We start from the raw sequence: 23,068 nt of genomic DNA, 5'->3' as shown, positions 1-23,068 counted from the left end.
GCGGGCCACGAGGAGGGGCATAAAGCTACGACGCCGATCCCTCGAGCGAGACGACACTCAGCCTCGAAATCACGTTCGCGCTGTCGCTGTGGGGAATGACTCGAGTGACCCGGCACGAGAACCCTTATTGATACGAGACTCCTCATGGACACAAGACCCCCTCCCGGGCTCGAGGCCCACACACGGTGGCCGTGAGCGGTCGGTCGCCGTGGCGACGGCGGCCGGCCGCTCGCCGGGGGAGGGCAGGCTTCTCACCGACGATCACCGCGAGCGAGGTGAAGCCGAGCAAGCGGCTTTTTGGCCGAGATTTTTACGCGAGCGGTGAGCGATGCGAACCCGAGCGGAAAAATGTCGTTACATGAAATCCGCGATGCCGCTCTGCTTGTTTTTGTCGTTCTCGAAGATGCTCTCGAGAGCCTGCTCGAGCACTTCCAGGCGCTGTTTCGTGTAATCGCGACAGCCGTACTCCTCGGCGACCTCGATCGCGGTTTGCATGTACTTGTTCACCGAGCCCTTGTGCACCGTAAGGTTGACCCGACCGCCACACTCCCGACAGACCTCCGTCAGCGGCATTCGCCGGAACTTCTCCCCGCAGTCCAGACAGCGCGTCTCCTGGCGCGAAAACGCCCGCAGGTTGCCGATCAGGTCGGGCAGGAAGTGGTACTCGATCACCCGCTCGGCGACGTCGGTCTCGTCGACGGCCTCGAGTTTGCGCGCTAACTCGAGCTGGGCGTCCATCTTGTCCATCATCGAGCCCAACGTCTTGTACGCCGAGAGATCCGGCCCCATGGCGATGTCGGTGGTGTCGTGGGTGTGCTCGAAGCCGGTGTACTCCTCGTCGGTGCTCAGGGTGTCCTCGGCGATCTCGACAAGGGTCTCGACCGCGCCGGGGTCTGCCTGCTCGAGGGTGGCCTCGTAGAACTCGCGAGGGTACCGCGAAACGACGTCCATGTTGTGGGCCTCGTCGTCGATCTCGGAGGGATCGATTCTCGAGGACATGACGAGGGGGGCGTCCATCGAATTGTGGGCATAGAGCCAGTTCGACGTAAATATCGGTTCGCCGCCGACCTGAAGGTCGTAGAGATGCCCGTCGTACTCGACGCGCTCGATCGACGTGATCCGAAGGTACGACAAATCACCATCGACCAGCGGGCGGATCGCCTCGAGGTTTCGTTCCGCTTCAACGGAGAGGTCTCCAGCGTCGAGTTCGTCGACGATTTCGCGAAGTTTTTCGAGTGAGATGTTTTCCCGTCGTTTGAGGTACTTCGGGATGATCTGTTTCACTCTCTCGACATCCATCTCACGAATCGCCATCAACTCGTCAGGAATCGTGACCACGAGACTCTTCGGATGGTAGGGATCGTCGCCGTCGAGTATCCGCCGAAGCGGATTGTCGTAGGCGCCACCGGACACATTCACGTCGAATATCGGCTGCCGGGGCGGGTCGCGTTCCCGACGGGAGATGTTCGCAACGAGACCCAATCTGTGACACAGGAATACGATGCCGTCTTTGACGTCCTCGCTGGTGGTGTGGAAATTAATCCCCGTGTAGTTGTCGTCGCTCGGTTCGGAGCCATCGCCCGCGATGAATCCGCGAAGGAAGGCAAGCACAGTGTCCCTTTCAGCTCGGAGGATACAATCTGGAACAACCTTCTCGCTCGAGTTATACGACTCGCGCTTTTTAAATCCGAGGTCGTACAGCACGTCAAAGAACACGGCAGGAAACGCGATCTCGTACGATTTGTTCGACCACCGAACACTTGGTTCACAGCCGATCACTGCTTCCGTAGCCTCGACGACGCGATCGACCAACTCCTCGTCAGCGTTGTAAATCGTCGGTCGACTCGCCGATAGTGACCCTTCGGCGACGAACATGCCGAGTAACCACGCGAAGTCCGCATCGACCTCGATGTACCGGTCGATACAGTCGGACGACCCCATCCAGCCAACCGCGCATTCGTGGGGAAGCGTCCGCTCACCGTGTTCACTCTCGATCGCCTCAAGTGTGGATCGATCGACCTTCTTTTTCCGAAGTCGGTATGAAAGTCCACCATCGAACGCGACTCGTGTGTCGCTCCCCCGTTCGGCGTCGTTCCAGACCTCCGAAAGCCACTCCTCGTGAGCGTCGTCGATAAGGACATACGGGTCATCGACACACTCGAGGACGTCGATCTTCGTCTCGATTGGATCGACGTCGAGAGTACGCGGGGCGACGATCAACTCGCCCGGTTCGAGATCCGAACCGGCCACCTCCTCAATGCCGTCTTTGTATCGGAACAGACTGTGGTCGGTCGTGATCTCGATCTCCCGACCGAACTGGGTTCGTATTCGAAGGAGTTCTTCGTCGTCGTCGGCCCGATATCGAATCGCCTTCTCGATTGGCTGTGGGGACGCCTCGTGATTCTCGTCGAAGGTGTAGGTCGTCCACCTCTCGAGTGCAACCGTTTTCTTGTGAAACTTTCCGTCGATCTCGATCGGTAACTCGAGTTCGTCCCAGAACTCGTCGAACGTCATAAACCGAAGGTTGCCATCGGGGTCGAACGCGATCAGTCGAGAGTCTTCGGCGACGCTACCCCCTCGTTTATCCGGGAGATACGACCGCGAGAAGTTGAGCAGCCCATCCATAAGCAACATTACACAATCCTCGTCACCGTCACATTGCTTCGCGTATAGTTCATTGGCGACGAGCGTGTGGGTCTCTGCAACCGTGAGGCAGTAGGTGTATTCCACATCGGATGGCACAATCTGGGCTCGTGCTACTATATCAACCTCCGGACGACCGCCGTCAGTCGTCTGAGAGACCGACTGATCCCGAGATATTCCCGGTTCTGGCGGGACGGGGATCGCATCGTCACACTCAAGATCGCTCGCCGGCACCTGCTCCAGGCCGCCGTTCCACACGACCATCGTGTGATCTGGGGTGACTGTTAGCGTTCGACCATGCTCCGTTTCCACGCGGATGAGGTGATCGGGAGCCGGGTGTTTCGAAACGGCGGTAACGGGTTTCGAAACGGTCGCTCCTGAATCGGTTATCGACGGTACCGCCACGGATCCGTCGAGTTCCTGAACGAAGGTGCCGAAATCGTCCGTGTGCGGGTCGGTCAGCCTCGAGTCGACGAACTGCTCGATTGTCTCCGCTCGAGTTCGTCCGGACTCGTCTTCGAACCGAATCTCTGTATCCGGATGGAAGCAGTTCCGGCGTTTCGCAGCGTGGAAGAACGGATGAGCGTATCCGACCGCTGCGCTCGTGAAACCAATCACCCTCCCGACAGTTGCCGCAGACGTGTGGGGTGCCATCCCGAACACCAGCTCGCCCACGAGATCCTGTCGATCCTCGAGTTCGTAGAACGGCTCGAGGCCGTAGTACTGCTCGAGGAGGTCGTCGATGAAGGCGGCCGTTTGCATCATGTGCTGGGCCGCGCCATCCGAGAGGACGATGTCCTGCACCTTGAGCTCGACCAACTGATCCTCGTGGGTGAGCGGTTCGCCGTGGATATCCTCCTCGTAGCCGAGCGCCTCGAGCTGGCCGACCGTAATGTCGAGTTCGCTGGCGCGCACCGACGTCACGGGGAGGTCGGTCATGTCGTAGCGGACGGTGCCGTCCTTGAAACTCGAGACGTCGTGTTTCGCCCGGAGGACGCCTTTTTCCATGGGTTCGGGGATTTTGTTCGTCGACGTCAGCCCTTTCACGCCCTTGAGGATCTCGAAGGCGTTCTCGCGCTCGCCGACGGCCTCGAGGGCGTCGCGGTAGGCCGCGTGGACGTCGATTTCGGTGAACTCGACGCAGGTTGCCTCGCGTTCGCAGTGTCCACACTCGACGCGGCCGGCCTCGTCGGGATCGATCTGGGTGTCACAGTCGGGACAGCGGTAGTCCGGCACCGTTCGAGCGTTGCACTCGGGGCAGCGGTTCTTGTAGGTCTCCTCTCCACAGGTCTCACAGCGCTGGCGGCCGATCTGCACCTCGATGACGCCGGGGGTGTCCGACATCGTCTCGGCGTACTTGCCCGCGTCGGCGACGTTACGCTGGGCACCGCCCGCCTCGCCGATGGGGAACAGGGTGTGTACCGGCGGGCTGAGATCCCGGCGTTCGGATTTTTCGGGCCGACCCATCCGGGTTCCGATGCGCGTCGGGGCGCACTCGCGGACGGCGAACGGGGCGACCTCGTTGACGGCCTCGATGGCGTTGTCGCCCGCTGTCTCGACGCCCCAGGTGCGGGCGCGCTCGCTGAGGTCGTCGTCGGCCCAGGTGCGCTCGAGCGTCGGTTCCTGAGCGTCGGCCTCGGCTCCGGTCTCGGCCCCGTCGTCGACCGCAATGCCAAGCGTCCGGACGAACGGAAGCCAGTCGTCGATCTCGAGGCGGTCGGGGCGCTGGCGGTGTTCGATGACGATGGCTTCCAGGGCGTCCCTGGTCGCGTCGGTGTACTCGAGGACCAGCGAGCCCGTGTCGCTCTCGATGGTGGCGTCGCTGACGGCGTCGGCGAGCGTACTGAAGGCGTCGACGCCGAGGTCGTGCCACTGGTAGGTGTACGCCGGGTGGATCGGTGCGTCGTACTCGAGAGCCCACTCGAGGGCCTCGTCTGCGGTCGGGTGCTCGAGGTCGATTCTGGGGTCGTCCTCGAGGGCCTGGACGTCGGCCCCGGCGGCCTCGAGATCCTGGATCCACCACTCGTAGACGTACGACGCCGGGGCGAGGGCGTGGTTGTTCTCGACGAACTCCCCGTAGTTGACGAGGTACTCGCCAGCGTCGAGAATCTTCTCGACTCCGTTTCTGACCTCGAGGGCCTCCTCGACGTCGTCGATTCGGCGGACGTCGCCGTTGGCCAGCCGAACTGTGGGACCCTCGATGCTGTCGACGGGGATGACCCCGGCGGCTTTGCCGGGGCGTTCGGTCTTGATCTGGGTACCCGTCGCGAGGAAGTCGTCGAGCAGGTGCATCGACGCGGGGTGGACCCCCGCGGTCGCGAAGCCGTGGTTACGTGCGCGACCGTAGCGAAGCCGGAAACCACCCTTCGCGGACGGGTGTGAGAACACGGGTCGACCGGCGATGAGATCCCGGAGGAACTTCGTGGCGGGTTCGACTCGCGGAGGGCCGGTCGGGCGGTCTTCTTCGGGTTCGTCGTTCGCGTCCACAGCATCGTCGTCCTCGCCGTCGTCGCTCTCGTTGGCGTCCCCCTCCGCTACGTCCCCGTCGACATCCTCGTCCTCGTCCGCACCGGCCGCGTCGTCGTAGTACGTCCCGTCGATCAGATCCTGGAGCCACGGCCAGTCGATCTCCTCGAGTTGGGAGGTGTAGCGCTGGATCTTGGGCGCTTTGAGGGCGATCCCCTCGGCCATCACCAGACACATCCCGCCCCGGGCGGAGTTGGTGTCGACGCGCTCGAGATCCCGAAAGCCCGAGACCTCCTCGTCGCCCGTCGCCTCCCCGTCGAGCATGATCGGGAGGTGTTTGGCGATGAATTTCGTCTCTTTATCCTTCGGGGAGTACTGCAAGCCAGTCTCCTTGTCGTAGAGGCCGATCTCTTCGGCGTATCGTTCGATCTCCTCTTTACGAGCGTCGTAGGTCTCGAGACCAACCAGCGCGCGGGTGTAGTCCGCGACGAGCACCGACAGCGCCTGAGCCGTCCCACCCGCGGATCGGATCGGCCCGGCGTAGTAGACGTTGACGAACTCGGTTCCGTCGTCGTTGGTGAGGATCTCGACCTTGTCGATCCCCTCGATCGGGGCCGCGACGACCCCCTCGGTGAGCAGTGCGACGGCCGTTCGTACCGCGCCCTCGACTTTCCCGGCTTTCGTCTCGTACTCGCCGACCGACCCGTCCGCGAAGTCCTCCGCGAGGGCGAGGGCGGCCTCCTCGCGAGACATCTGGCCCTCGAGTTCTCTGACGCGTTCGGCGACTCCCTCGATACCGAGGATGTTCTCGACCCGGTCGGCCATGTCCTTGGCGACCGGAATCTCGACCTCCGGTTTGGGGTCGCCACCGCGCTGTTTGGCCGTCTCGGCGACGTCGAACGCCTCGTCGAGGCGGGACTCGAGGCGCTCGAAGTACTGTTCGTCCTCCTCCCGCATGGTATCAGCGCCCGCCCGGTGCTGGTAGCGGGTACTCGTGTGTGCACTCGAGGGCCGCTCGTCGGTCGCATACCCACGAAGAAGCGACGTTCTCGTTCGTTCCGTCGACTGCACGATCGTTCATGCCAGCATACTGTCGGCCCCAGCAGCAAAATCCCATCGTTCGATGAGTGGGTCGGGAACGGGACAGGGAATATTTGCCAGATTGCGATCGAGAAGCCGTATCGAGGGGCCTATTCGCGAATTCGATACCAGACCCCGGGCGCAAACAGATCAGCGACGCGAACGACCCGAGGTGAAGCGACCGATCACGACGAGAGACAGCACGACCGCGGCGGCCGCCGCCCCGACGCCGAAGCCGGGGATCGAGTCTACGGCGTTGCCGGCCTGTGACTCGAGGCTCCCCTCGACGGTGACGGTCATTCGCTGCTCGCCCACCGCGACCTCGTGGCTGCCTCGAGCGTCGAAGGAAACCGTCGTCTCGACGGTCGTCGACTCGCCGGGAGCGAGCGTCACCGTCTCCTCGCCGACCGTTCCCGATCCCGTCCGGAACTCGAGCGTCTCCTGCCCGACGCGGGTCGCCTGGTTCTCGACGGTTGCCGTCACCGTTACCGACTCGCCGGACTCGACGCGGTCGGGCACTGCCTCGAGGGACGTCACCGTCAGCGACGCCGGCCTGAGGACGTCGACGCGGATCGGCTGGTCACCGACGTGGAGCGTGTACCGACCTGGCTTCTCGGGCGTCCAGCCGAGCGATTCGACGGTCGATTCGCCGGCCTCGAGGCGGCCAGTCGTGCCGTCGACGACCGTTCCGTCGACCTGGACGGTCGCCCAGTACGGCCCGTCACGATCCCCGCGGTTGTCGACCGCGACGGGGAACGTGACGGTCTCGCCGACGAGCACCGGCCGTGGCTGCTCGAGTGTCTCGCTCCCGAGCAGGCCGTCGACCCTGATCGGCTCGGTCTCGGCGAGGGCGCTGTCGATGGCGGGCGTGGACTGGCCGAAGGCCGCCCGATGTTCGAGCGCGTACCACGAGTCGGGAACGGCGTCCGTCCGCGTGTAGGTCTCCGCCATTGCCCGTACGTCGGCCCCGCCGGCGTCCTCGAGCGCGCCGAGCCAGGCAGATTCGGTGAGTTCGCCGTCGTGACGGTTGAGATCACGGAAGACGGCCGCCATGGAGTGCTCACCGTCGGTCTCGAGGTGCAGTTCGCGATCGATCGCGCCGTAGACGAGCGGCCCCTTCACGTAGTCGGTGAGCGGATCGTTCCACGTCGACGGATCGGCGAGGATCCCCTCGGCGTAGGGTGACTCCTGGCCTTCCTCGAGGAACCGGCGGAACGTCCGGTAGGAGATGTGGCCCTGCTCGTACGTGAGCGACGCCGCGTAGTACTCCGCCTGGGCCTCGAGCAGCCAGGTACTCTCCCGGTCGAGGCCAGCCCTGGCGTAGTCCTGGCGGGTGTGGACGTACTCGTGGATCCAGACGTTCCCCGCCACGTCGAGTCGGGCGTCGGCGTTCACCCAGGCGTCGCTCGGGCCGTACTGGATGCCGTTTGCTCCCCACTCGACATCGCCCGCCGGGGCGGCGACGACGAACACCTCCTCGTTGCGCCCGCCGATTCGCAGCTCCTCGCTGGCGTACGTGAGCGAATCCAGTATCGCCTCGGGGGACTCCCTGAGGTCGGCAGCCTCGGGGACGACGAGCCGGATCGTTTCGCCAGCAACCGTCCGTTCGTGGGTCGTCTGTGCGCCGAAATAGGCCACGTTGGTTCCAGCAGCGCCCGGCCCGTCGACCGTCACCGATCGAGTGGTTCCGACGAGGGAACGCTGGCTCCAGCCGACCCTGAGCTGTGGGAGGCTGACGATTCCCCACTCGCCGGTCTCGGCGAACGTGAGACCACCCTTGTGGTCGTGGCCGCGTATCTCGTTCGAGTCGCCGGATCGAAGCGGTGCGTCGTGGGCGTGACGCCCCTCGTTCGTCTGGTTCGCCTCGACACGAAGGTGTAACTCGAGGGTGTGGCCGTCACCCTCACCGTCATCGGCTTCGTCGGGTTCGTGCCACTCGTAGGCCCCATCGGAGGTCTGTTCGAAGCCGGTCGCCTCGAGGACGGTCACCCTGGACTCGGGAGTCACCGACAGCCGCGTCACCGGTTCCGGCACGTCGTAGGTGACGACGGCCTCGTACTCACCGGGTCGGTCGGGGCGCTGGTGGAGGACGAACGACTCACGGATGAGTTCGGCGTCGTCGCTGAGTCCGCTCTCGGCAGGGTCGACTCCCATCAGTGCGGTCGTGCTGGGAGCAGTGCGGTCGATCGTCCCGGGTGCTGTCGGCTCGAGGGCGAATCCGTCCTGTCGAGGCTCGGCAGGCCCCTCGAGGGTGAGATCGTTCGACCCGAACGCCGTCGCTCCGGCGCTCACCGGTACGCTGGTGAGCATTACGACTGCGAGGACGACAGCGAGAACCCGGCCTGTCACGACCGATCATCAGTCGTGAGTGTCCAAGTCTCTTCTGGCTTCCGCTCGAAACGAACCAACCGGAGCGTTTTCACCGAGGAGGGTGTAGGCGGGGCCATGTCAACGACCCTCCTCGACCTCGCCCTGGAAAACGTCGGCCCCGGCCCCGATCCACTCCGGCTGCGCGGCGTCGCCGAAACGGTCACGCCGCCCGACCCGACGACGACCGGCAAGGAGACGCCCGCCTACGACGCCATCGTCGTCCTGTTCCACCGCGACCACCACTGTGGCAACTGTCGGCGACAGGTGCGAGCCGTCGCCGACCGCTACGACGAGTTCGTGGCCCGGAGCGCTCAGGTCGTCTCGATCGTCCCGGAGCCACGCGAACGCGTCGAGCAGTGGCAAGACGCCTACGAACTCCCCTATCCGATCTGTGCCGACCCGGAGGCGAACGCGGGTGACGCCGTCGACCAGCACGTTCGGTTGGGCTCCCTCGGCCAGCACTCGGATCTCCTCGGACGGATGCCCGCCGCCCTCGTCCTCGACGTCCGGGACTCGGGTGCCCTCGAGACCGTCTACGAACACCACGGCCAGTCCCGGTGGGATCGACCCACCGTCGACGACCTACTCGCGGCCGTCGAGGCGTGCCAGCAAAGCCGCCACGACGACGAGGGGCAGCCGTGACCGGCCGACGGGTTCGTGTCGCTTCGCCCGAGGACGCCCTCGAGATCAGGCGGATCGTCGACGGGGCCATGCTCGAGGTAGGGAACGTCGAGGCGCGCATCGACGCCGATGACGTTCTCGTCGCGACCGAGGAACGGCCGACTGGGTCGGGGGAGACGCGACGAGCCATCGTCGGCGTGATCGTCCTCGAGCCCCCCGACCAGCCGACGACGACTGCAGGGGACTCGAGCGCCGACGAGGACGACACCGCAGCCTCGGCACGGAGGAACGCTCGAGACGACGACCAGGGGAGCCACGTCCATGCAATCGCCGTCCGGAAGCGCGCTCGCGGACGCGGTGTCGGAACCGCGCTGCTGGAGGCCGCACTCGAACGGGAGGGCGCACTGACCGCGAATTTCGACGTCGGTGTACGACCGTTTTACCGATCGCTCGGGTTCGAGATCGAACCGCTCGCGGAGGGGCGATGTCGAGGACGTAAGCGACTCGAGGACGACTCGGTGTCCGCCTGAGCGGCCCCCACTGGAGTGGTGAGAGAAGCGACCCTCACGAGTGGAGAGCTCGGTACCGGTTTTATACCGACGAACGTGGTACGTGGCTTCGTCATGGATTTCAGACAGCTCCTCACCGGCGACCCCGGGCGTAGCTCGTGGCTCTACCTCGGGATCGGTACCGTCTCGCTGCTCAAGGCACTGGCCGTCCGCAACGACCGAACGCGATTCCGTCGCGAACTGCTCGACGCCGCGCTGTTCCTCGGTGTGGGCCTCGCGCTCCGCAAGTACAGTACCCTTCGAGCCGAAAAGCGCGAAGAACTCCGGGAGTCGGTTCCTGACTGGGTGCTCGCCCAACTCGAGGGCGAGCCGAAGGGTGAGGGCGCCGGCCTCGCCGCGACCGCCAAACAGCGCTTTGGCGGCACGGAGCCCGAACCGGGGCCGAAATCCTCGATCCGTACTCGAGCGAAAGGCGTCATCGGCGACTGACCGGCCGTAAATCGAAGCTATGGTTTTTGAAGTTTAATACTTTAGAGAGTGTAGTATGCCCGTAAAACAGGGGAACCGAGTTAGCTCGAGACCGGCTCGAGTTCGGCCGTGAAGTGCCGCAGTTCGGGCACCTCCGGTTCGGTCTGGATCTCGAGACCCGAGACCTCCTCGGCTCGCTCGAGCACTGCCGCGGCAGTGTCGGCGACGTGTTCGAAGTGCTCGCGGTGGTAGGTGCGTCGGGGCACGGCCAAGCGAACCAGCTCCGGACGATCCGTTCCGGGGAAGGCGAAGCTCCCGAGTTCGACCCCGCGGACGGCGCCCTCGCGGTAGAGTTCACAGACGAGTACCTGCCCCGGGAACGCACTCGGGGGGAGGTGCGGGAAACACGCCTCGGCGTCGAGGTAGACCGCGTGGCCGCCCGTCGGCGTGTAGACGGGGACGCCTCGATCCTCGAGCAGGCTGGCGAGGGTGCGGATCTGTTCGATCCGGTCGCGGACGTACTCGACCTCGACGGCTTCGCGGAGGCCGACCGCCAACGCCTCCATGTCGCGGCCGGCCATCCCACCGTAGGTGGGGAACCCCTCGTAGAGGATCGCCCGCTGCCGGCAACGGTCGGCAATACGCTCGTCGTCGGTGGCGACGAAGCCGCCCACGTTCACGAGGCCGTCTTTCTTGCCGCTCATCACGAGCGCATCGGCGTAGCCGAGTTGTTCGCGGGCGACTGCGGCGACGGTGGCGTCGGCGTAGGTGTCCTCGCGTTCGGTGACGAAGTAGGCGTTCTCGGCGAACCGGCAGGCGTCGATGACGAACGTCGCGTTGATTTCGTCGGCGAACGCGGCGACCCGCCGGGTGTTTTCGACACTGACGGGCTGGCCCGCCGTCGAGTTGTTCGTAATCGTCTGAATCACGACGGGAATCCGGTCAGCACCAACCTCTTCGACGATTTCCCAGCCGCGTTCGATCGAGAAGTTGCCCTTGAAGTCCCCGTCAGCGCTCGGATCGGCCGCGTCGGGGATCGGACAGTCGACCGGGTCGGCGCCCTGGTTCGCCACGTGCGCCCGCGTCGTGTCGAAGTGGGTGTTGTTCAACGCGACGTCGCCCGCCTCGAGCAGCGTCCCGTAGAGGACGTTCTCGGCCCCGCGACCCTGGTGGGCGGGGATCACGTGTGGGAAGCCCATGACGTCGTCGACGGAGGACTCGAGTCGGGCGAAACTCTTCGAGCCGGCGTAGGACTCGTCGCCGCGGATCAGCGCCGCCCACTGTGCCTCGCTCATCGTGCCAGTGCCGCTGTCGGTCAGGAGATCGATAAAGACGTCCTCGGCGTCGAGATTGAAGACGTTGTAGCCGGCGGCCTCGAGCGCGTGCTCGCGTTCGGCGCGCTCGGGGAGGTGGATCCGCTCGACCATCTTCGATTTGTACTGCACCATAGCCGGATGTTGTGGTCGGGCGGTAGTTCAATGCATCTGCGCCTTTCTGGGGACTGGGTGCCCCGAACGTACATCGACGGACGTATCGGGCGGTCGTCGGGCGGGTTTCTCGAGCGCCGGATTCCGAGGCGATCGTCGCCGTGGATGCCACATGTGAGCGTGAGACGCGATTGGCAGGTAGGATTATCCCGCCCCCGTTCGGCTAGTGTCTCGAGCGCAGTCCTGACCCTCGAGCGCCAGATGTCGTCTCACGGGATCGATACGACGACAACGGGCGACACGAGGGCCACCCGACACAGCAACTCGAGCGAGACCCAATGGCCCGCATCTCGATCACCCACCTGATCCTCTTTCTCGCCGTCGTGAGCGCGGCGACCATCGCCGCCGGGGTGCTAGTCACCGAAGCCGGCCTGTACGCGCAGGCGATCGACGACGAGAACGAGCGCGAGCAGGCAGCCTCGAGACCGACCTGACGATCATCAACGATCCAGAGTCTGGAGCGACCTACGACGGCGACACCGAAACCGTCACCCTGTACGTGAAAAGCGTCGGCAAAACGACCCTCGAGCCGGACGCACTCGACGTCCTGCTCGACGGGTAGTACGTCTCCGACGGTGCCATCACCGATCGAACTGTCGTCGACGGCGACCACTGGCGCGAAGGAGCCGTCTTCGAGGTCACGATCGATCGCACCATCGAGCCCGGCCCACACCGGCTCGTCGCCACCCTCGACGGCGCCCGCTCGACGCTCGAGTTCGCCCACCGGGAGGCCTTCTGGCTGGCCGATCAGCCGCCGGCGACGTGCGAGGACGGTGAGTGTGCCGTCGCCGCCAGCGAGGCGAACCTGACGCTGACGATGGGCACCGATCCGGTTCAAGACGGCGTGGACGTCACGTATTCGATCCCCGATGACACCCGCGAGGAGATCAGCCTCACGCGAACAGCGGGAACGACGGATGCGGACGGCGAGAACGCGACCGCCCTATCGTTCGAGGAACTCGCCGACGAGGACGACGTCGACGAGACCGTTCGCGTCACCGTGGACGCTGGCTGGGGCACCGACGAGGTGGTGGTTCGGATCGTCTCCGAGGACGAGGACGAGGCCGAGGCCGATACCGAGACCGATGCCTGATCATCCGGGAAGAGAAAACGTGCGCTAACGGTCTCGAGACGGCAACTCCGGCTGGAAATCGATGACGTCGATGGCAGCCTGGAGCACCTCTTCGACGCCCTCGCCGGTTTCGATGCTCATGTAGTAGTCGGCCTCGACGTCTCGCGAGCGATCGGCCTTGTTACACACGGTGAGCACCGGGATGTCGCCGAACTGGTCGGCGACGGCGTCGCGCAACTCGAGCTGGTCGGCCAGCGGGTAGCCACACTCCTCGCTCGCGTCGACGAGGACGAGGATGCAGTCGCCGAGGTGCTCGAGGGCGCTGACGGCCTGGGATTCGATCTCGTTGCGATCCTGTGGCGGGCGGTCGAGCAGCCCCGGCGTGTCGACGATCTGGTGACGGATGTGATCGCGGGTGAAGTGGCCCAGTCCGATCCCCCTGGTCGTAAAGGGATAGGAAGCGGTCTCCCCGCGCGCGTTGGTCACGTCGTTGACGAACGAGGACTTCCCGACGTTCGGGTAGCCGGCGACGACGATCGTCGGCTCCTCGGGGTTGATCTCGGGGAGGTCGCGCAGGTCGTTGCGCGACTGGTTGATGTACAGCAGTTCGTCCCCGACCTGTTCGACGATGTCGGCCAGCCGGGCGAACGCCTGTTTGCGGTGCTTTCTAGCCGTGTCGACGTCGGTCTTGCGCAGTTTCGACTGGTACTCCTCGTGAATCTCGCGGGCTTTTCGGCTGGCCCACGTCACCTCCGAGAGGCTCTGGCGAAGCCGGTCGACGTCGACGATGGCGTCGGCGAGTTCGTAGTAAAACGGGTGGACGTCGTAGCTGAAATCCGGCCAGGACGTGACCACGTTCTCGAGGTTGTCGGAGATGATGTTCGCCGCCGTCTGGAGCATCGACTGCTGGGCGTCGAGCCCTTTCTGGGCTCGACCGGCTCGTGACGCCCGGGAGAACGCCTTGTCGATCAGCTCTTCCGACGTGGGCGTGGTCGGAAGGTCTTCGAAAATCATGTGCTCGACTAGGTGGGCCGGTCATAAAAGGTCGTTCGTTACGCGATGCGTATTTTTGTCCGGCCCTTCTATGAGGGAGCATGACCAGCTGGAGAGCAGTCGGCATCGGTTTTCTCGTGATCGTCGTCCTCAGCGTACTCGGCGTCGCCGCCCCCGGACTCGGCCAGCTCACCGCCGGCCTCGTCGGCGGCTTCGTCGCGGGCTACCTCGCCGGGGGCGGCCTCGGTTCGGGGTTCTGGCACGGCCTCCTCGCGGGCTCGCTCGGTGGCATCGTCGGCGGACTGATCCTGGCGCTCGTCGTCGGGCTCGTCGGCTTCGCGCTCGGTCCGGCCGGTGCCGCCATCTCGAGCGTCCTCGGGGCCAGCATCTTCGCCTTCGCCGTGATCGTGGCGTTCGTCATGGCGCTCGAGAGCGCCGTCGCTGGGGCGCTCGGCGGCCTGCTCAATCCGTGATCGAGGCAGGTATCTGCAGCGGTCGAAGGAATCAGGCCGTCTGCAGATAGTCCACGACCGACCACCCCTCCGAGCCGTCGTTCCACTCGACGTACCACCACTGGTAGCCGTCGGCGTTCTGTGGCCCCTGGGTGACGACGCCGCGGGTTCCCTCAGGAACCGTCGACCGGACGGTGTCGTTGACGCTCGGCCCCGAACGGACGTTCAGGTCGCCCGTTGACTCGACGTAAGTGCCGTGACAGAACGTCGGGCAGGCCTCGAGCCACGGCTCGGCACACCAGGCCCAGACGTTCTCCGCATGGAAGTGCAGCCCCCACCAGGTGTAGCCGTCGGCCGACTCGGGGCCGTTGACGACCCGACCGGCCGAGCCCTCGGGCATCGTGGCGACGATGGGCGAGTCGGTACCGGGCTGTTCGCGGGCGTTGAGGTCGGCAGTGGTGTGAACCGCCTGATCCATCTCGAAGGTGCTGTCGCCACCGTCGCCATCACCGAGGTACTGCTGTAACTTGTCGGGATCGTACGGCCCCGGACAGGACGTCGAGTTCGAACTCGAGCAGTAGCTATCTGTCGGGGTGTGCATGTGGCCGATGATGCCGCCGCTGGCGTTACAGGGGGCCGTGTGACTCGTGTAGTAGTTTTTCGGTATGTCGTAGGTCTCGGCCAGGTAGTCGATGATCGCCGCCGAGCGTTGATAGAGCGCGTCGGTGAAGCCGTCCTGGCCCTCGACCCACTCGTGTTCGATCCCGATCGAGTTCGAGTTGAAGCCGGCGGCGTGCCAGGCGACGTCGGATTCGTCGACCATCTTCGTCGTGTGGCCGTCCGAGTTTCGGACGACGTAGTGGGCCGAGACGTTCGCGTCCGGGTTCTGGAACCAGTTGATCGCACCCCCGTACGAACCGACCGTGTAGTGGATCACGATCCAGTTGATGTCGTTCACGCCTCGGTTCGACGCGGAGTAGTTGCTCGAGTCCGCGGGTCGCCACTGATCGACCGGTTCCTCAGCTGCGGCCGCCGTGGTGCTTGCCGCTACGACGCCACCAGCGCCGACCGAGAGGCCGGCGGCTTTCAGGAGTTGTCGCCTGTTAACATCCATGGTGTGGCACACACAACCACACGAAGATATATAATTTTTAATCAAATTATTATATCCATTATGTTTATGTAGTCATATTTTTTAAGTGTCGGGAGTCGGATCACCATCCGATCCACACGAGACAGGGACACGCAGTCGAAACCCACTCGATAGCCCACCAGCATCACGAGCACCACTACTACCATCTGCACAACCACCACTACCACCATCTGCACAACCACGAGCGTGGAACCGACCACCGGACGATCACCCACCATTATACGACAGGGCGCGTACTGACCGCCAAAGAATGTTCGACGAGATCATGGAGAAATTCGAGGGATCGCCCAGTCAACAGGCGGTGATCCGATTGCTCCTCGAGCGCGGCTTCTCGGTTAACGACGACGGACGGGTCGTCTCTGGCGGTATCGAAATCCCAAACACTGGCATCGCCCGCGAGATCGACGTCGATCGGCGCGTCGTCGATTCCACGACGGACGTCATCCTCGAGGATCCGGAGTTGCGACGGATCTTTCAGAACATCTCGCAGGTGCCGAGTCTGATGGATCTGGCCCCCGTGCTCGACCTGACGGTGCTATCCGTCGAGGTCAGCGACGCCGAACAGCAGGGAATCGTCGCCGCGGTGACCGGGGTGCTCGCCGATCACGACATCTCGATCCGCCAGACGATCAGCGAGGATCCGGAGTTCACCGACGAGCCACGGCTCCACCTCGTCACCGATCAGGATCTCCCGGGGAACGTGATCACCGACATTCGGGAGCTGGCGTTCGTTCGCCGCCTCGAGTTGCAATAGTATCGCCGTCATCTCGGGTTGCTAGCTAACTGCCCGTTTGCGAACGTACAGCGCGTCTCAAAAGGATTCGAACAGACGGGTTCTCAGGCGCTCGCTTTCGCCTCCGCGAGCGCCTCGTACATGTCGCCAGCGAGGGTCTCTGCCCGCTCGAGATCCCGAGCCTCCGCATAGATCCGTACCAGCGGCTCGGTGCCCGAGGGTCGGGCGAGCACCCAGGCGTCGCCGTGATCGAGGCGGTAGCCGTCGCGTGTGTTGAGTTCGGCGTCGGAGGCCTGAGCATGGTTGGCCGCCGCGTCGAGCATCGCGTCCCGTTCGGCCGTCGAGCCGTAATCGATGTTGCGCCGGACGTTCGCGTAGCCGTCGTAGGGCGCGACGATCTCGCTCACCGGTCGCTCGGCCACGATTTCGAGGAACCGGGCGGCCGTGTATGCTCCATCGCGGGAGAGCCGGAAGTCCGGGAAGAAGATGCCGCCGTTGCCCTCGCCCGCGATCGGGACGTGTCGGTCGTTGATCTCGAGTTCCTCGATTCGGGTGATGATGTTGGTCGAGCCGATCGGCGTCAACTCGAGGTCGGCCCCGACGTCGTTGGCCACGTCGACCAGACGCTGGGAGACGTTGACCGCCGAGACCGTCACGTCGTCGGGCTCGAGTTCCGCGGCGGCCAGCGCTGCGAGCGTGGCGTCCCCCTCGACGTAGGTGCCGTCCTCGTCGAAGAAGATAGCCCGGTCGGCGTCCCCGTCGTGGGCGATGCCGACGTCGGCATCGGTGGCACGAACCAGTCGACCGAGGTCGACGAGGTTCTCGGCGACGGGTTCGGGGTCGCGGCCGGGGAAGTGGCCGTCGGCCTGGCCGTTGACCGTGATGACGCGACAGCCCAGCGTTCGGAAGAATTCAGGGCTGGTGAGCGAGCCAGCGCCGTGGCCAGGATCGAGCGCCACGGTTAACTCCGCCGCTTCGATCGTCTCGCGGTCGACGTTCGCGAGCAGTTCGGCGACGTAGTCCTGGCGAACGCCGTCGACCTCCCGGACGCGGCCGGTCTCGTCCCAGCGGGCGACGGCGAACGTCTCCCCGAGGAGCGTCTGTTCGATCTCCTCGAGATCCGAGACGGCGAGTTCGACGCCGTCAGCGCCGACGAGTTTGACGCCGTTGTACGGTGGCGGGTTGTGCGAGGCGGTGATGACGATCGTCGGCACGCCCTCGCGTTCGGCGTAGAACTGGGCGCCGGGCGTGGGGAGGATGCCGAGTCGGTCGACGTCCGTCCCGGTGCTTGCCAGGCCGCTCGAGGCGGCATCGGCCATCATGCGCCCGGTGTAGCGGGTGTCTCGAGCGACGGCGACGCGGTCGGCTCCCCACGCGGTTCCGGCCGCTTTCGCCACCCGCAGAACGAACGCCGGCGTCAGTTCCTCGTTTGCGACGCCACGGGTGCCACTCGAACCGAATACCTTCATTAGGACATAATAGGTCGGGAATCATCAAAGTGGTTGCGAACTACAGTGGGCACCGACCGTCGACACGCCCCGCGCATTCGAGGCGGTCGCCAGCGTCGGGAACGTTTTCCACCCACCGCACCAACGTTCAACCATGCAATCGATCGACGAAAAGCGCGTCTACGGCGACCGGAGCGGGGTGACGACGGTCTACGTCGCCAGCGACGTCGGCGTCGTCCGGGTGCTCGTCTCGGGAACGACGGTCGGCGAGTTCGGCCTGCTCGAGCGCTGTACCGCCCGCGATATCGCCGCCGGTGTCGACGTGCTAGCCGTCGCAACCGACGAAGACGTTCTCGTGTGTCGACTCGAGACGGGTGGCGGGAATGGAGTTGGGGGCGAAGACGGAGACGGAGACGAAAGATCCACTCTCAGCTTCGAGCCGACCGGCTTCGGCCCCGCCGTCGCCGTCGGCGTACACCAGGGAGCGGTGCTGGCCGCCGACGAGGATGGAGTCGTCGCACGGTACGAACTCGAGTCGGAGACGGGCAGTACGGCAACCGGTGACTGGCTCCCCCTCGAGTACGGAACCGACGCGCCCGCCCCCTCGAGCGTCCGATCGATCGCTGGCGACCTGCTCGCGACCGACGTCGGCGTCTTCCGAGACTGGGACGGCCGCCTCGAGCACGCTGGGCTGACGGACGTCCGGGACGTCTCCGCCGCGGGCGTCCCGCTTGCGGCGACCGCCGAGGGACTCTACAAACTCGGTAACGGCTGGATGAAGGAACTCGACGGGTCGGTCGATCTTGTCTGTGCGGATCCGGTGAGCGAACCCGGGTCGCTGGCTCGCGCGCACGCGGTGGTGGCCGACGAATGGTACGTGTTTGCCGACGGCTCCGCGAGCGCGGACGCCTCCTCGAGTTCTGCCGGCTCGAGCGCTACGACCACGACCACTGCCAGCGGCGAGTGGACACGCGTCGAGGACGATGAGGCGATTTCCTCGAGCGATCCCATTGCAGGGGTGGCCTACGGCGAGGCGGTCTACGCAGTGACGACGACGGGAACGGTTTTGGCCGCCGACACCGCATCGGCGGACGACCCGTCGTGGCGGGCGCACACCATCGGAATTTCGGGCGTCTGTGGGCTGGCGGTTCCGCTCGCGGCGTCACCCGACCGCGGAGTCTGACGAGCGTCTGACGGGGAGTTATCTACCGGGCACCCCATTCGCCGGATCATGAGCGATCTAACGCGGCGGAAGGTGCTCGCCGCCTCGGGTGCTGTCGGTGCAATGGCGATCGCCGGGTGTACGAGTTCGGCTGAAGAGGACGACGGGGAAAGTGGGGACGACGAGGGTAATTCGCCCGAACCGACCGGGACACGCCTGGGCGAAATCACCGTCGAGAACCTCGACGACCAGGGACACACGGTCGACGTCCTCGTCGAGTTCGACGGCGAAATCGACCACTGGTCGACCCACGAGTTCGACGACACGACCGAAGGGGTCACCCTCGAGGGCGACTGGCCCGACCAGCGGGGCGATTTCCGGGTAACCGCGCGCCTCGACGAAGGCGAGTTCACGCAAGTGACCCCCACGAACTGGAGTAATCCGGCCTGTCTGAACCTGATTATCTTCGTTCGTCGTGATGGAACGATCCGCATCGCCGGCGTCACCGACGGTGGCCCCTGCGGTGACGGCGACGTCGACATCACGGACGCCGAGGATGCTGCCGAGGCGGACGATGACGACAACGGCGACGACGCCTAATCGATCGAAACGCGAACGAAAACCGGTTTTACCCCGGAGGCTGTCCCCCCGAGTATGACGACTATCGTTAGCGGCTCCAGATCCCAGGCGCTGGCAGCGGCGCTCGCGGACGAACTCGGCGCGTCGCTCGCTCCCGCCACCTACGACCGCTTTCCCGACGGCGAGCTATTTTTCAGCCTCGAATCCGACCCAGCACCCGAGTTCGAGGGCGAACGGGTCGTCGTCGTCGCCTCGACGGATTCGAGCGACGCCCACGTCGAACTCCTCCTGTTGCAAGACGCCGCCCGCGAGGCGGGTGCAGCCGAGGTCGTCACCGTCATCCCCTACATGGGGTACGGTCGTCAGGACAGAGCGTTCGAAGCCGGCCAGCCGGTGTCTGCGCGGGCGGTCGCTCGAGCCATCTCCACGGGAACGGACTCAGTGTTCGTCGTCAACCCCCACGAGACGGACGTCTGTGCGTTCTTCGAGCCGACGGCGACGGCGATCGATGCCGCCGGCGTCCTCGCCGAGCCACTGCCTACGGATCTGGACGACCCCGTCTTTCTCTCCCCCGATTCCGGCGCGATCGAACTCGCCGAAACGGTTCGCGACACCTACGGTCGCGGCGAGGTCGACTACTTCGAGAAGACCCGCCACTCGGGAACCGACGTCGACATTTCGCCGAGCGACGTCGCGGTCGGGGGCCGAGACGTCATCGTCACCGACGACATCATCGCGACCGGCGGTACGATGAGCGAAGCCGTTGGCGTACTCACTGAGCGCGGGGCCGCCCGAATTTTCGTCACTTGCGTCCACCCGCTGCTGGCTCGAAACGCCTACACCCGACTGACGAAAGCAGGTGTCGACGCGATCTACGGCACCGACACCCTCGAGCGTCCCGTCAGCGCCGTGTCGGTCGCCTCGGCGGTCGCGGCAGCGCTCGAGTAAGAACGGTGGTGAGGTGACGGCCACGTAGCCACACTACACAGACACCGACGCCGCCCTCCGCTCCCGAACGCAATTACCTCCCACCGAACTCACGTCGGCAAACATTCCTGATCCGAACAACATATTACGTCACGCTCCAACCCTCGACTAACAATTTCATCAGGGGGAACCCATCAGAATGCACGGACTCGTCCACCAGACGCTCAAGACCTATGTCGTTGATAAAACCGACGAAGCGAGCTGGACGGTCGTCCTCGATCGTGCGGGGATCGACCCACAACTGTACCTGCAGATCTCACACTATCCTGACGACGAGATTCCTAAGGTTCTCGAGACAGTCGCCCAGTTGTCTGGCCACGAGCGTACAATCATCGAACGCGACTTCGGCCGCACCCTTGGGCCAGCGCTTCTCCAGACCTTTCGCGCCCACTGGCGCAACGACTGGTCGTACCCCCAGTTGCTCAGCGGTCTCGAGGCGATCACCGACGAGATTCGCTCGAAAGATAACGATACCGAACCGCCGACGCTGAGCTGTATGCAAGCCGGCGACGGGCTTCGGGTGACCTACCGATCCTCGCGTGATTATCCGGCGATTGCCCACGGCGTCCTCGAAGGGATGGCCAGGGAGTTCAACGTCGACGTGACGGTGACGCGGCTCGAAACGAGACGTGTGAACGGGGATACGGAGTGTGTGTTTCTGGTCGAGGGGCTCGAGTGAGGTCGGATTCGAGTGAGCGGGCGCATAGGAGCGCTTGTCCCCACGCAGAGACCCTGCTCACGAGAGACGAGTAGGCACTGCCAAACTCGACGCAACGACGCTGCCAGGCAATGTTGTGAGACGGTAGCAGGGGGCTAACCAAGGGGAGCCGTCTGGAACGGGCGGGCACCCATGGACGATCAGCCCACCGACGAAACGGACGTGTTCGAGGAGATCGATCCCGACCCGGACGCTGTACTCGATGCCTTCGGCGTCGATTCGCCCGAAGACGTGCTGGCCAGCGCGGACGGCGCACATGATCCAACTCGAGACGAATCGATCGACGCCGACGACACCGTCGCGAGCGAGCTCTTCGAGGAACTCGAGCGAGTGGCCCGCGAACTCGAGGCCGGCGAGAGCCGAATGGAATCCCCAGGTTGGGATCTCGAGGAGGGGGAGTGGTTCGGTTTCGACGACGGAGCAATCGAGGACACCGAAACGGAATCCGACGGGCCCGAGCAAGGCGAGACGGACAATCGATCTGACGCGACGATCCCGGAAGCCTGGCGTCGGGCGTTCGAGCGGGCGGCGTGGACGGAGACGCGAATCAGGGACGAAGCGTTCGAAAGCGCTAGAACGACTCCGAGCGACCGACCGCGAGCGAACGCCAGCGTCCGGCTGACAACCGAATCGGGGTTCGCTCTCGTGGGGCCGACGCCGAAAGCCGTTCGAATCGAAACGGAGGCGTTCGGGACAGGTGTCGACGACAGAACGACGTCGTAGGGCGTGCTCACGGTACTCGCAGCACTCGTGATACGGGACTCTCGAGACTCGAGCCTCAAACGAGACACGGAACTCGGAACTCGAGAGACGGGACATGAGACCCAATCGAGACCAAAACGAGAACCCGAACCGTCAGAACCGTCGACGTCGACCTCGATCCACCTGCGACACGCGGGCGAAACCGATCGCGCCCGCCGTACCGACAAGGGTCGTCGAGAGCGACAGCGGCGGGAGCAAACCGCTCGAGACTGGGACAGAGACGCCGGGCTGGAACCCGATCGCGATCATCGACGGGAAGAGTCGCTCGAAGCCGAGGCGGATGTGGCCGAGCCATGGAATACGGAACATTCCCTTTCCGGTCGTCCACTCGGGTTTGACGACCGTCGTATCCGCACCGCGTGACCACGTCGTCTGGTCGTACACGCTATTGGCATCACCTTTGGTGATGAAGCCGTCGTGTGGGGCTGGACAGGCCTGGATCTGATCACAGCTGTTGCCGTTGACGTACTCGGGGTTTGCTTGCTCGTCGACCCAGTTTTCGTCTTCCTCGACCCAGAAGTGTGCCCGGTGGATCACCGGGGTCTCGTGCGCCGCCCCGTTCGGTCTGAAGATGATTACGTCACCCGGTTTTCCGAACTTCTCGTGGCCGTTTTCGACACCCGTGTCGAGGGTAACGACACCGGTTCCGTCGACGGGGCCGTCGCCGACGAACCGGTCGACGGCGACGACGAAGATCATGTCACCACGCTCCATGTTCGGCTCCATACTACCGCTCTCGACGGCGACCAGCGGGGGCCAGATCCCGCTAATGGCGAACAGGAGCAGGCCGATAAACGCGACGAGGGCGACGCTGCTCAGAATGTCACGGACGGCGACGACCGTGCCGTGATCGGTCTTGAAAAACCAGCGGACGACGCCGTCGTCTTCGATCGTCACCCGATCGTCGTCGGGTCGTTTCCGTGGCGGTGGCGACGAGTCGTATCGTCGGCCTGTGTCGCTGTCGGTTGCCGTCTGTCCGGGGGACGCCGGGCCACCGGAATGGTCACGAGCCCACTCAGGTGTCCGATTTTCGGGCTCGTCGTCCGATTCCGGTGACTGTGTATCGTCTCGGTGGGAACTCGAGTGAGACGGGCGATCAAGGTCGCGCCTCGAGTCCGCATTATTGGTATCAGAATGCCTCGAGTCCGAGACAGTGGTATCATCATCGGCTTCGGGATTACTCGAGCCCGATGCATCGTCAGCAACAGGAGGTGAGTCGGATCGGGGCTCGTCCCGCCGATCCGCGTCTGGGTCGCAGCCTTCGTCACGGCGATCCGACGACCCGGAGCGATCGCTCGAGTCCTCACCTGAGTCGTCGGCACCGTTACCGCTCATCGGCCTTCGGTTTGGGGGCGTCGGCAATCA

At 64.6% G+C, this 23,068-nt stretch carries 20 protein-coding genes; 12 read left to right on the top strand and 8 right to left on the bottom strand.

The window, feature by feature from the left end; translation table 11 throughout:
• Window positions 1-354: 354 nt before the first annotated feature.
• Both polC and NGM68_RS01145 read right to left on the bottom strand, forming a co-directional pair.
• Window positions 355-6,066: a DNA polymerase II large subunit gene (gene polC, locus NGM68_RS01150; RefSeq protein ID WP_252701352.1), complete on the bottom strand. Its 5,712-nt coding sequence runs from the start codon at window positions 6,064-6,066 to the stop codon at window positions 355-357.
• A gap of 273 nt (window positions 6,067-6,339) precedes the next feature.
• The gene (locus NGM68_RS01145; RefSeq protein ID WP_252699831.1) at window positions 6,340-8,538 is read right to left on the bottom strand and encodes a CARDB domain-containing protein; all 2,199 of its coding nucleotides are present in this window, start codon (window positions 8,536-8,538) and stop codon (window positions 6,340-6,342) included.
• Window positions 8,539-8,634: 96 nt separating this feature from the next.
• On the opposite strand from NGM68_RS01145, the gene NGM68_RS01140 reads away from it, so the two are divergent.
• From NGM68_RS01140 to NGM68_RS01130, 3 genes are all read left to right on the top strand, one after another.
• A complete protein-coding gene (locus NGM68_RS01140; RefSeq protein WP_252699830.1) occupies window positions 8,635-9,201 on the top strand; it encodes a redoxin domain-containing protein in 567 nt (188 codons plus the stop codon).
• On the top strand, window positions 9,198-9,710 hold the full coding sequence (locus tag NGM68_RS01135) for a GNAT family N-acetyltransferase (protein ID WP_252699829.1): 513 nt from the start codon (window positions 9,198-9,200) through the stop codon (window positions 9,708-9,710). The genes NGM68_RS01140 and NGM68_RS01135 overlap by 4 nt, the downstream gene beginning before the upstream one ends.
• 93 nt (window positions 9,711-9,803) lie before the next feature.
• Window positions 9,804-10,178: a hypothetical protein gene (locus NGM68_RS01130; RefSeq protein ID WP_252699828.1), complete on the top strand. Its 375-nt coding sequence runs from the start codon at window positions 9,804-9,806 to the stop codon at window positions 10,176-10,178.
• Window positions 10,179-10,258: 80 nt separating this feature from the next.
• On the opposite strand, the gene NGM68_RS01125 is transcribed toward NGM68_RS01130, so the two are convergent.
• Window positions 10,259-11,605, bottom strand: a complete 1,347-nt coding sequence (locus tag NGM68_RS01125; RefSeq protein WP_252699827.1) for a tryptophanase — start codon at window positions 11,603-11,605, stop codon at window positions 10,259-10,261.
• 317 nt (window positions 11,606-11,922) lie between these two features.
• Between NGM68_RS01125 and NGM68_RS01120 the strand changes: the two genes are divergently transcribed.
• Window positions 11,923-12,078 carry a flagellin gene (locus NGM68_RS01120; RefSeq protein ID WP_252699826.1) on the top strand — a complete coding sequence of 52 codons (156 nt, stop codon included), beginning with the start codon at window positions 11,923-11,925 and terminating at the stop codon, window positions 12,076-12,078.
• A 383-nt stretch (window positions 12,079-12,461) separates the two neighbouring features.
• A complete protein-coding gene (locus tag NGM68_RS01115; protein WP_252699825.1) occupies window positions 12,462-12,737 on the top strand; it encodes a hypothetical protein in 276 nt (91 codons plus the stop codon).
• Window positions 12,738-12,761: 24 nt separating this feature from the next.
• On the opposite strand, the gene NGM68_RS01110 is transcribed toward NGM68_RS01115, so the two are convergent.
• On the bottom strand, window positions 12,762-13,730 hold the full coding sequence (locus NGM68_RS01110; protein ID WP_252699824.1) for an NOG1 family protein: 969 nt from the start codon (window positions 13,728-13,730) through the stop codon (window positions 12,762-12,764).
• A gap of 80 nt (window positions 13,731-13,810) precedes the next feature.
• Here NGM68_RS01110 and NGM68_RS01105 point away from each other — a divergent pair, with 80 nt between their 5' ends.
• Window positions 13,811-14,182 (top strand): DUF5518 domain-containing protein, encoded by a 372-nt coding sequence (locus NGM68_RS01105; RefSeq protein ID WP_252699823.1) that lies wholly within the window; start codon window positions 13,811-13,813, stop codon window positions 14,180-14,182.
• A gap of 31 nt (window positions 14,183-14,213) precedes the next feature.
• Here the strand turns inward: NGM68_RS01105 and NGM68_RS01100 are convergent, their stop codons facing one another.
• Both NGM68_RS01100 and NGM68_RS01095 read right to left on the bottom strand, forming a co-directional pair.
• Window positions 14,214-15,275 (bottom strand): N-acetylmuramoyl-L-alanine amidase, encoded by a 1,062-nt coding sequence (locus NGM68_RS01100; protein ID WP_252699822.1) that lies wholly within the window; start codon window positions 15,273-15,275, stop codon window positions 14,214-14,216.
• A gap of 41 nt (window positions 15,276-15,316) precedes the next feature.
• The gene (locus tag NGM68_RS01095; RefSeq protein WP_252699821.1) at window positions 15,317-15,532 is read right to left on the bottom strand and encodes a hypothetical protein; all 216 of its coding nucleotides are present in this window, start codon (window positions 15,530-15,532) and stop codon (window positions 15,317-15,319) included.
• A 32-nt stretch (window positions 15,533-15,564) separates the two neighbouring features.
• Here NGM68_RS01095 and trpY point away from each other — a divergent pair, with 32 nt between their 5' ends.
• A complete protein-coding gene (gene trpY / locus NGM68_RS01090) occupies window positions 15,565-16,068 on the top strand; it encodes a TrpY family transcription regulator (RefSeq protein ID WP_252699820.1) in 504 nt (167 codons plus the stop codon).
• Between the two features lie 83 nt (window positions 16,069-16,151).
• Here trpY and glmM read toward each other — a convergent pair whose 3' ends face one another.
• Complete coding sequence (gene glmM, locus NGM68_RS01085; protein ID WP_252699819.1) at window positions 16,152-17,516, bottom strand: phosphoglucosamine mutase; 1,365 nt, start codon at window positions 17,514-17,516, stop codon at window positions 16,152-16,154.
• 133 nt (window positions 17,517-17,649) lie between these two features.
• On the opposite strand from glmM, the gene NGM68_RS01080 reads away from it, so the two are divergent.
• The 5 genes from NGM68_RS01080 to NGM68_RS01060 all read left to right on the top strand — a co-directional run bounded on the left by NGM68_RS01080 (window position 17,650) and on the right by NGM68_RS01060 (window position 21,664).
• Window positions 17,650-18,678, top strand: coding sequence for an HVO_0234 family beta-propeller protein (locus tag NGM68_RS01080; RefSeq protein WP_252699818.1), 1,029 nt, complete (start codon window positions 17,650-17,652; stop codon window positions 18,676-18,678).
• Between the two features lie 48 nt (window positions 18,679-18,726).
• Complete coding sequence (locus NGM68_RS01075; RefSeq protein WP_252699817.1) at window positions 18,727-19,257, top strand: hypothetical protein; 531 nt, start codon at window positions 18,727-18,729, stop codon at window positions 19,255-19,257.
• Window positions 19,258-19,311: 54 nt separating this feature from the next.
• Window positions 19,312-20,184, top strand: a complete 873-nt coding sequence (locus NGM68_RS01070; RefSeq protein ID WP_252699816.1) for a ribose-phosphate diphosphokinase — start codon at window positions 19,312-19,314, stop codon at window positions 20,182-20,184.
• A gap of 178 nt (window positions 20,185-20,362) precedes the next feature.
• The gene (locus NGM68_RS01065; RefSeq protein ID WP_252699815.1) at window positions 20,363-20,902 is read left to right on the top strand and encodes a heme NO-binding domain-containing protein; all 540 of its coding nucleotides are present in this window, start codon (window positions 20,363-20,365) and stop codon (window positions 20,900-20,902) included.
• A gap of 171 nt (window positions 20,903-21,073) precedes the next feature.
• Window positions 21,074-21,664: a hypothetical protein gene (locus tag NGM68_RS01060; protein WP_252699814.1), complete on the top strand. Its 591-nt coding sequence runs from the start codon at window positions 21,074-21,076 to the stop codon at window positions 21,662-21,664.
• A 132-nt stretch (window positions 21,665-21,796) separates the two neighbouring features.
• Here NGM68_RS01060 and NGM68_RS01055 read toward each other — a convergent pair whose 3' ends face one another.
• Window positions 21,797-23,038: a S24/S26 family peptidase gene (locus NGM68_RS01055; protein ID WP_252699813.1), complete on the bottom strand. Its 1,242-nt coding sequence runs from the start codon at window positions 23,036-23,038 to the stop codon at window positions 21,797-21,799.
• Window positions 23,039-23,068: the final 30 nt, after the last annotated feature.

The sequence above is a fragment of the Natronosalvus vescus genome, from assembly GCF_023973145.1.
In the GTDB taxonomy this organism is placed as follows: domain Archaea; phylum Halobacteriota; class Halobacteria; order Halobacteriales; family Natrialbaceae; genus Natronosalvus; species Natronosalvus vescus.
Note: the sequence above shows the minus strand (reverse complement) of the source record. Positions and strands in the feature narration are given on the sequence as shown.